The sequence below is a fragment of the Ammonifex thiophilus genome, assembly GCF_003368535.1.
Taxonomy (GTDB): Bacteria; Bacillota; Desulfotomaculia; order Desulfotomaculales; family Ammonificaceae; genus Ammonifex; species Ammonifex thiophilus.
Map to the genome: position 1 here is coordinate 59,859 of NZ_QSLN01000010.1, position 7,312 is coordinate 67,170.

9 protein-coding genes are annotated in these 7,312 nt (G+C 61.4%); all 9 read right to left on the bottom strand.

The window, feature by feature from the left end; all coding sequences use genetic code 11:
- Positions 1 to 2: 2 nt before the first annotated feature.
- Positions 3 to 956 carry an NGG1p interacting factor NIF3 gene (locus DXX99_RS07635; protein WP_115792908.1) on the bottom strand — a complete coding sequence of 318 codons (954 nt, stop codon included), beginning with the start codon at positions 954 to 956 and terminating at the stop codon, positions 3 to 5.
- A gap of 5 nt (positions 957 to 961) precedes the next feature.
- Complete coding sequence (locus DXX99_RS07640) at positions 962 to 1,219, bottom strand: cell division protein ZapA (protein ID WP_115792909.1); 258 nt, start codon at positions 1,217 to 1,219, stop codon at positions 962 to 964.
- Between the two features lie 3 nt (positions 1,220 to 1,222).
- On the bottom strand, positions 1,223 to 3,604 hold the full coding sequence (pheT, locus tag DXX99_RS07645; RefSeq protein ID WP_115792910.1) for a phenylalanine--tRNA ligase subunit beta: 2,382 nt from the start codon (positions 3,602 to 3,604) through the stop codon (positions 1,223 to 1,225).
- A gap of 18 nt (positions 3,605 to 3,622) precedes the next feature.
- Positions 3,623 to 4,642, bottom strand: coding sequence for a phenylalanine--tRNA ligase subunit alpha (pheS, locus tag DXX99_RS07650; protein ID WP_205664669.1), 1,020 nt, complete (start codon positions 4,640 to 4,642; stop codon positions 3,623 to 3,625).
- Positions 4,643 to 4,773: 131 nt separating this feature from the next.
- Positions 4,774 to 4,866 (bottom strand): YqzL family protein, encoded by a 93-nt coding sequence (locus tag DXX99_RS12140; protein ID WP_115792911.1) that lies wholly within the window; start codon positions 4,864 to 4,866, stop codon positions 4,774 to 4,776.
- A gap of 67 nt (positions 4,867 to 4,933) precedes the next feature.
- Positions 4,934 to 5,734, bottom strand: coding sequence for a TrmH family RNA methyltransferase (locus DXX99_RS07660; protein WP_115792912.1), 801 nt, complete (start codon positions 5,732 to 5,734; stop codon positions 4,934 to 4,936).
- An 84-nt stretch (positions 5,735 to 5,818) separates the two neighbouring features.
- Entirely contained in the window at positions 5,819 to 6,175 is a 357-nt protein-coding gene (rplT, locus tag DXX99_RS07665; protein WP_115792913.1) for a 50S ribosomal protein L20, read from the bottom strand.
- 25 nt (positions 6,176 to 6,200) lie between these two features.
- The gene (rpmI, locus tag DXX99_RS07670) at positions 6,201 to 6,401 is read right to left on the bottom strand and encodes a 50S ribosomal protein L35 (RefSeq protein ID WP_115792914.1); all 201 of its coding nucleotides are present in this window, start codon (positions 6,399 to 6,401) and stop codon (positions 6,201 to 6,203) included.
- Positions 6,402 to 6,423: 22 nt separating this feature from the next.
- A complete protein-coding gene (gene infC / locus DXX99_RS07675; protein ID WP_115792915.1) occupies positions 6,424 to 6,975 on the bottom strand; it encodes a translation initiation factor IF-3 in 552 nt (183 codons plus the stop codon).
- Between the last annotated feature and the right edge of the window lie 337 nt (positions 6,976 to 7,312).

Consider the following 7,312-nt stretch of genomic DNA (forward strand, 5'->3'; position numbering starts at 1 on the left):
CTTCAGACTCGGGCCACGCGGATGAGTCCGGAAAAGGGGATGATCTCTACCCCCCGCCGGGCCAGTTCGTCGAGGAAGAGGTTCATGCCCAGGGAGTCGCTGGCCATGTGCCCAGCGATGACCACGTTGATGTGGTGTTTCTCCGCTTCCTTGCGGTGCTCTTCCTTGATGTGCATGGCGACCACCGTGCCTACTCCCGCCTGGGCCATCTTCTCGTAGGCATCGGGCGAGCCGCTGGTGCCGCCGGTCATATCTACCATCACCTTGCCGGCCCGTTTCTCCTTATCCCCTACCACCACCGTAGGACCGGCCCCCTGCGTAAGGGCAATCCGGTACTCCGGAATTTCCCTAAGAATACGCAGGACGTCGGAGACGCGTTCAGGCTTTTTTTCGTCGAAAAGGCGCTGGAGGTAGGAGGTCACTAGGTTGTCCGCCGCCGTGTGCACGCACATGAAGGGGATATCCAGAAGCCGCGCCGCGTCCACGGGGCGGAAGTGGTTGAGGGGCATGAGCCCCCGCTTAACCTCGCTTATGCGGGAAGCCAAGATTCCTTCCGCCACGTTGATGGGCACCCCGAAGCGGGCCAGTACGTTCTCCTGCAGGTGCATCACCTCGAAAAGATCGGCCAAAGCCCTTCCTTCGGGATGATGAGCGATGACCAGATCCACAGGCTTGCCCCTCTCCCGCAGCCGGTCGGCCAGCAAGATCTCAGCCGTCTCTACATCGATCCCTACCAGCGCCACTTTGACCTCGCGCTCGGGATCGCCGTAGAGGATGCGGGTGTCGTTGTAGGGGTTGCGCAGCCGCTCCTGGTCGTAACCCTCCCGCTCTTCTTCCTTCATTTCCTCGTATTTCTTTTTCTCCCACTCAAGCAAAGCTTTAACCGCTTCCTTCCCTCGGGGATCGTGCTCCATCCCCATCTCCACGGCCAAGGCGTAGATCTCTCCTAGCTTCACCCTGGTTACTGCCCCCCTTCTTTCTCAATCATCCGCACGAGACTATCGTAACTCTCTTTCAGCTTCAAATATTCGTTGGCTATGTTAAGGGCGGCCAGGATCACCGCCCGGTTAAGGGGCAAACGGGGGTTGCGGCGCCGCATTTCCCTTATCTTCTCGTGCACCAACTGCGCCACCTTCTGGACGTGCTCCACCGGCTCTTCGCTCACCAGGACATAGGGCTCGCCGGCAATCTCCACCTCTACGCGGTTTTTCTCGCTCATTCCTTACCCCCGTAACTCGGCCCCTAGATCCTCCCGCAAGCGCCTAACTATCTTTTCCACTCGCTCGTTAACCTCTTCCTCGGTAAGGGTACGGTCCTCCGCCTGGAAGAAGAGACCAAAGGCCAGGCTGCGGGTACCAGGAGGAAGGTGCGGTCCCACGTAAACGTCGAAAAGCTCGAGTTCCTTGAGCAGCCTCCCCGCCGCCTCCTTTATTTTGGCCTCCACCACCGCCACCGGGACCTCCTGCCGCACCACGAAAGACAGGTCGCGCGCCACCCCAGGGTAGCGGGGCAGGGGCCGGAAAGCAGGAGGTTGGGCCTGGGCGAAAAGCGCCGTCACCGCCAGCTCGGCCACCACCGCCTGGGTGGGAAGATCATACTCCTCCTGTAGGCGCGGGTGCAACTCCCCCAGAAGACCCAGCTCCTGCCCTCCCACCTCCAGCCGGGCTGCCCGTCCCGGATGCAGAGCCGGATGGGAGTCAAGGGGGACGAAGGAAACTCCCTTTATTCCCAGAGCCCGGCAGAGGGCTTCCACCACCCCTTTGAGGTAAAAGAAGTCGTAAGGGACGGGCGAGGGGGTAAGCCAGTGGCGGGGAGAGGTACCCATGGCCGCCAGGCCCAGCATCATCTTCTCTTCCGGCAGAGCGTTACCGCCCGGCAGGAACACCCGGCCCACCTCGAAAATGCTCAGGCCTCTCACGCGGTGGGACGCGTTGCGGGCCAGCACCCCCACAAGGCCGGGCAGAAGGGTGGTGCGGAGAACCGCTTGCTCCTCGCTCAAAGGGTTACGGAGCTTTAGAGCTTCCACTCCCACCCCCAGCCGCTGAAGGTCCCGGGGATTGATGAAGCTGTAGGTAATGACCTCACTCAGGCCGAAACCCGTGAGTAAGGACTTCAGCCGGCGTACGAACATCCGCTCCGCCGGCTGCTTCCCCGGCGTGGTCTCCCCTTCCGGCAGAGTGGTGGGGATCCGGTCGTAGCCGTACACCCGGGCTATTTCCTCCACCATGTCTTCTTCCAGCGCCACATCGTGCCGGAAGGAGGGAACATAAACTCTCCAGCCCTCCTCCAGCTCCTCCAGCCGAAAGCCTAGGCGCCTGAGCTTGTCGGCCACCTCCCGGTAGGGGAAGGAAGTCCCCAGGATGGCCTCTACTTTCTCTGGCCGGATCAGGATCGTCCGGCGGGGGGGTCCAGCCACATACCGGTCCACTACCAGGGAGAGTACCCGCCCCGCTCCTATCTTCTCCAACAGGTAGGCGGCGCGGTCGGCCGCCCGCCGCACCCCCTCTATGTCCACCCCTCGTTCGAAGCGCAGGGAAGCCTCGGTGCGTAGTCCAAAGCTCTTGGCCGTGCGCCTTACGTTCAGGGGATCGAAACGGGCTGCTTCCAGGAGCACGGTGGTGGTGTCTTCTCTGATCTCCGTATCCCGGCCACCCATGACGCCGGCCAAGGCCACCGCCCGCTCGGCGTCGGCGATGACCAGGTTTTCCGGCCCCAGCCGCAGAAGCGAGCCGTCAAGCAGCACCAACTCCTCTCCCGGCCGGGCCCGGCGCACCACGATGCGCTTGCCCCTGATGGTGGTGTAGTCGAAGGCGTGCAGAGGCTGTCCCAGTTCCAGCATCACGTAGTTGGTCACGTCCACCACGTTGTTTATGGGGCGCATGCCAGCCGCCCGCAGGCGCGTCTGCATCCACAAAGGAGAAGGCCCTATCTTCACTTCCTTGAAGAGGCGGGCCAGGTAGCGGCCGCAGAGCTCCGGGGCCTCGATCTCTACCTCTATTTCCTCTTCCCCCGCTTCTCCCTTCTCAAGCACCAGCGGCTCCTTCAGCTCCACGCCGTAGAGGGAGGCCACTTCCCGGGCCACCCCGTAAATGGAGAGGCAGTCACCCCGGTTGGGGGTAAGGTCGAGGTTCAGTACCCAGTCCGGCAAGCCCAAAAGTTTGCGGACGTCCTCCCCTATAGGGGTGTCCGGGGGGAGGATCATTATCCCCGCCGAGCGCTCTTCCAGGCCCAGCTCCTCTTCCGAACAGAGCATACCGTTGGAGGTTACCCCGCGGAAACGGGCCTTCTTTATCACCTGGCCGTTGGCCAGTCGCGCTCCCACCAGGGCCAGGGGCACCACCGCTCCTGGAAAGACGTTCTCCGCTCCGGTCACGACCTCGTAAACTCCGCTACCGGTGTCGGCCAGACAGATCCGCAGACGGTCGGCGTTGGGATGGGGGGAGACCTCCAGCAGCCGGGCGGTAACCACCCCTTCAATGCCTACCCCGAAGGGCTCCACCGTGTCCACCGCCACCCCCACCGCCGTCAGCCGCTCGGCCAGGGCCTGGGGCTCGTCCAAGTCCGCGGGAATGAACTCCCTAAGCCAGCTCAAAGGTACCCGCACTTTTCCTGCCCAACCCCCTTAAAACTGAGATAGGAAGCGCCAGTCGTTGGTGAAGAAGAGGCGCAGATCGTTAATGCCGTACTTCAGCATGGCGATGCGCTCGATTCCCAGGCCAAAAGCAAAACCCCGGCACTCGGAAGGATCGTACCCGGAAACGGAAAGCACGTGGGGGTGCACCATACCCGCTCCCAAAATTTCTATCCAGCCGGTGTCCTTGCACACCCGGCAACCCCTGCCGCCGCAGATCACGCAGGATATGTCCACCTCCGCGCTCGGCTCGGTGAAGGGGAAGTAGCTGGGACGGAAGCGCAGGCGGGTGTCGGGACCGAACATCTCTTGGGCAAAGGTCAGCAAGACTCCTTTGAGGTCGCTGAAGCGTATCTTTTTGTCCACCGCCAGACCCTCTACTTGGTGGAACATGGGGGAGTGGGTAGCGTCGTCGTCGCGGCGGTAGACTTTCCCCGGCGCGATTACTCTAACGGGCAGGCGGGGGGCCAGCTTTTCCAGAACCCGCACCTGGACGGGAGAGGTATGGGTGCGCAGCAACACCTCGTCGGTAATGAAAAAGGTGTCCTGCATGTCGCGGGCCGGGTGGTCTTTGGGGATGTTCAAGGCCTCGAAATTGTACCAGTCGAGTTCCACCTCCGGGCCCTCCACCACGCTGAAACCTAAGCCGAGAAAGATTCTTTCGATCTCCTCCAGCACCAGGGTCAGCGGGTGGTAGTGTCCCAGGGGAACGGCGCGGCCGGGAAGGGTGACGTCCACCGCTTCCGCTTTGAGGCGCTCGGCCAGGGCTTGCGCTTTGAGCTCCTCCTCCCGCCGCTCCAGTAACCTTTCGAGCTCCTCCTTAACGGCGTTGGCCCTCCGGCCTATCACCGGGCGCTCTTCGGGAGGGAGCTGGCTTACCCGGCGCAGGATGCTGGTAAGTTCTCCTTTTCTACCCAGAAAACGGACCCTGACCGCCTCCAGCTTGGCCAGGTCCTCCGCACCGGCCACGGCTCCCTTGGCCTCTTCAAGCAGTGCCTCTAGCTCTTCCAGCACCTTTTCACCCCATCTTCCCTCCCAAGGGTGTTTAGAAAAACAAAAGCCCTTGTGCCCAGGATAATACAAGCCAAGGGCTTTGGCAAGGCTGGGTAAGGTCCTCTCTTCCGCGAAGGCTGCCGACCGCCTCAGTGCAGCTTCAGTCTCCGGTAAAGGATGTAAGCCCGAATGGAACCGGTGACCTCAAAGAGCTTCCAAAAAAGCTCGGCGGTCCAGACCATAGGCTCACAACCTTTCGCGGGGGAAGCTTTCACCTGCTTGGATTATAGCACACCCCGGCAGCGGAAATCAACGCCACCGGTATCGCTGCCGCGCCGCCTCGTAAAGAAGCAGGGCGGCAGCTATGGCGGCGTTGAGCGATTCCGTTCCTCCGGGCATGGGGATGTGAACGCGGTGGGCATGGGCAGACCACACCGGCCCCGGCCCCCTCCCCTCGCTACCGATAATCAGTGCCGTGGGAGCAAGAAAGGAGTGGGCGTAAAAGGGAACCCCTCCGTGGGGATCGGCCATTACGAGCTCTATTCCCGCTTCCCGCAGGAGGGGAAGAAGCTCCTCCGCCGAAGGACCCTTCACCACCGGTAACCGGAAGATAGCCCCAGCCGTAGCTCGAACCGCGCGGGGATGGAAAGGGTCGACCGAGTCTTTAAGCGCTACCACCCCTGTGGCTGCCACCGCCTGAGCTGTGCGCACTATGGCCCCCAGGTTGCCCGGGTCTTGCAGACCGTCAACCACCACCAGCAGAGGGAGCTCTGCCTGCAGAAGGGAAGAGAGGGGGGTAGAAGGTATCTCCACCACGGCCAGCACTCCCTGCGGGGTGGCGGTGGCGGCCGCCCGGGCCAGAAGCTGGGGGGGTAGACCGAAGATCTCGACTTTTCTTGCTTCTGCTGCCCGGATGAGTTCCTCCCCCTCCGGGGAGGAAGCAAACTCGGGGGTCAAGTAGAGGGCTTTTACCTTCCCGTAGCGCAGCGCCTCTGCCACCAGATGCGGTCCTTCGACCAAGAACTCCCCCGTTTTCTCCCGGCCCTTCTTCTGCGCCAGCCGCAAGAGGGCCTTCACCCGCGGATTGTGCTTCCCCAGAACGGTAAGCATAAAGATCCCTCAAGAAATTTTAAAGCATGGTGCCAAGCTTTACACCATGCTCCCTCTTTGAAAGCAAAGACGCCCGGTAAAGCTTTAGCCGAGCTGGGCTTTGGCCAGCTCCACCAGACGCCCAAAGGCCTCGCGGTCGCGCACCGCCAGATCGGCCAGGACCTTCCGGTCGAGCTCCACCCCCGCCTTCTTGAGGCCGTTTATGAAGCGGTTGTAAGTGAGCCCGGCCTCGCGGGCGGCGGCATTTATGCGGATGATCCAAAGGCGCCGGAAGTCGCGCTTGCGCGCCCGCCGATCCCGGTAGGCGTACATCAGAGACTTCATTACCTGCTGCTTGGCTATGCGGTAAAGCTTAGACCGCGCGCCCCAGTAGCCCTTGGCCATCTTGAGAATTTTCTTGCGGCGACGGCGACTGGCCACACTCGTTTTTACCCGCGGCATTTACGTCAAACCTCCTCGAGTTGCCTTATAAGTAAGGAATCAGACGCCTGATCTGCGCGGCATCACCGGGCTTAAGAACCTTCTTGTGGCGAAGACGCCGCTTCCGCCGGCTGGTCTTCTTCTCCAACAGGTGGCTCTTGCCCGAGCGACAGTAGGCCACTATCTTGCCCCTGCCCGTTTTCTTAAAACGCTTGGCCGCCCCTCGGTGCGTTTTTACCTTCGGCAAAGCTAAATCGGAACCTCCTTCCCTACTCCTCCGCCGCTTCTTCCTTCTCCTCTTTCTTCCCGTGTCCCGGCTTGGGAGCCAGTATCATAACCATATTGCGCCCTTCCAGCTTGGGAGCCCTCTCCACTACGCCCACTGCCGCCACTTCTTCCTTCAAGCGCTCCAGCAGGCGCTCACCCAACTGGGGGTGGATTATCTCTCGCCCGCGGAACATGATGGTTACCTTGACCTTATCCCCGTCCTCGAGAAAGCGGATAACGTTGCGCGCTTTGACCTGGAAGTCGTGCTCCTCAATGTTGGGGCGGAGCTTGACTTCCTTCACCGTCACCAGGCGCTGCTTTTTGCGGGCCTCCCGGTCCCTCTTACTCATCTCGTACTTGTACTTACCGTAGTCCATTATCTTACAGACCGGCGGCCGCGCCTGCGGCGCCACTTCTACCAGATCCAAGCCCCGTTCCTCAGCTATGCGCAAGGCCTCGCTTAAAGGAACAATCCCTATCTGCGTGCCGTCGGTGTCGATGAGCCGTACCTCGCGGGCCCGAATCTCTTCGTTTATGCGGTGCTCTTTAACGATAACCTCTCCACCCCCGGTCTATACCCTTAAATCACTAATTAAAGGCGGGCTTACCGCCCGCCCCTAAAGCCGCTCTCGATCTCCCGGCAGCGAATCCGCTAGCGGCGAGCGAGGAGGCGCACTGTCAGCCTGCAGGTAGGCCCCAAGCCTATCTTTTGGCGCCATTATAGCATGTCTGTAAAACCGCCGTCAACTAGTGCTATCTCGTCTGATCGTGTCAACCTACTGTAGGAGTCTCGAGCCCCACCATCCCCGGACCAGGACGAACTACCAGAGAAGATCGATGTTCCGGCTCAAAGCTTTGAGGGCTCTGGTTAATGATGTTACCGGACCTCGC

What these genes read in the sequence shown, in the direction of transcription:
- DXX99_RS07640 (WP_115792909.1), bottom strand. Translation starts at nt 1,219, where the DNA reads ATGAGCGAGAAAAACCGCGTAGAGGTGGAGATTGCCGGCGAGCCCTAT.
- DXX99_RS12140 (WP_115792911.1), bottom strand. Translation starts at nt 4,866, where the DNA reads ATGGTCTGGACCGCCGAGCTTTTTTGGAAGCTCTTTGAGGTCACCGGT.
- DXX99_RS07660 (WP_115792912.1), bottom strand. Translation starts at nt 5,734, where the DNA reads ATGCTTACCGTTCTGGGGAAGCACAATCCGCGGGTGAAGGCCCTCTTG.
- rplT (WP_115792913.1), bottom strand. Translation starts at nt 6,175, where the DNA reads ATGCCGCGGGTAAAAACGAGTGTGGCCAGTCGCCGTCGCCGCAAGAAA.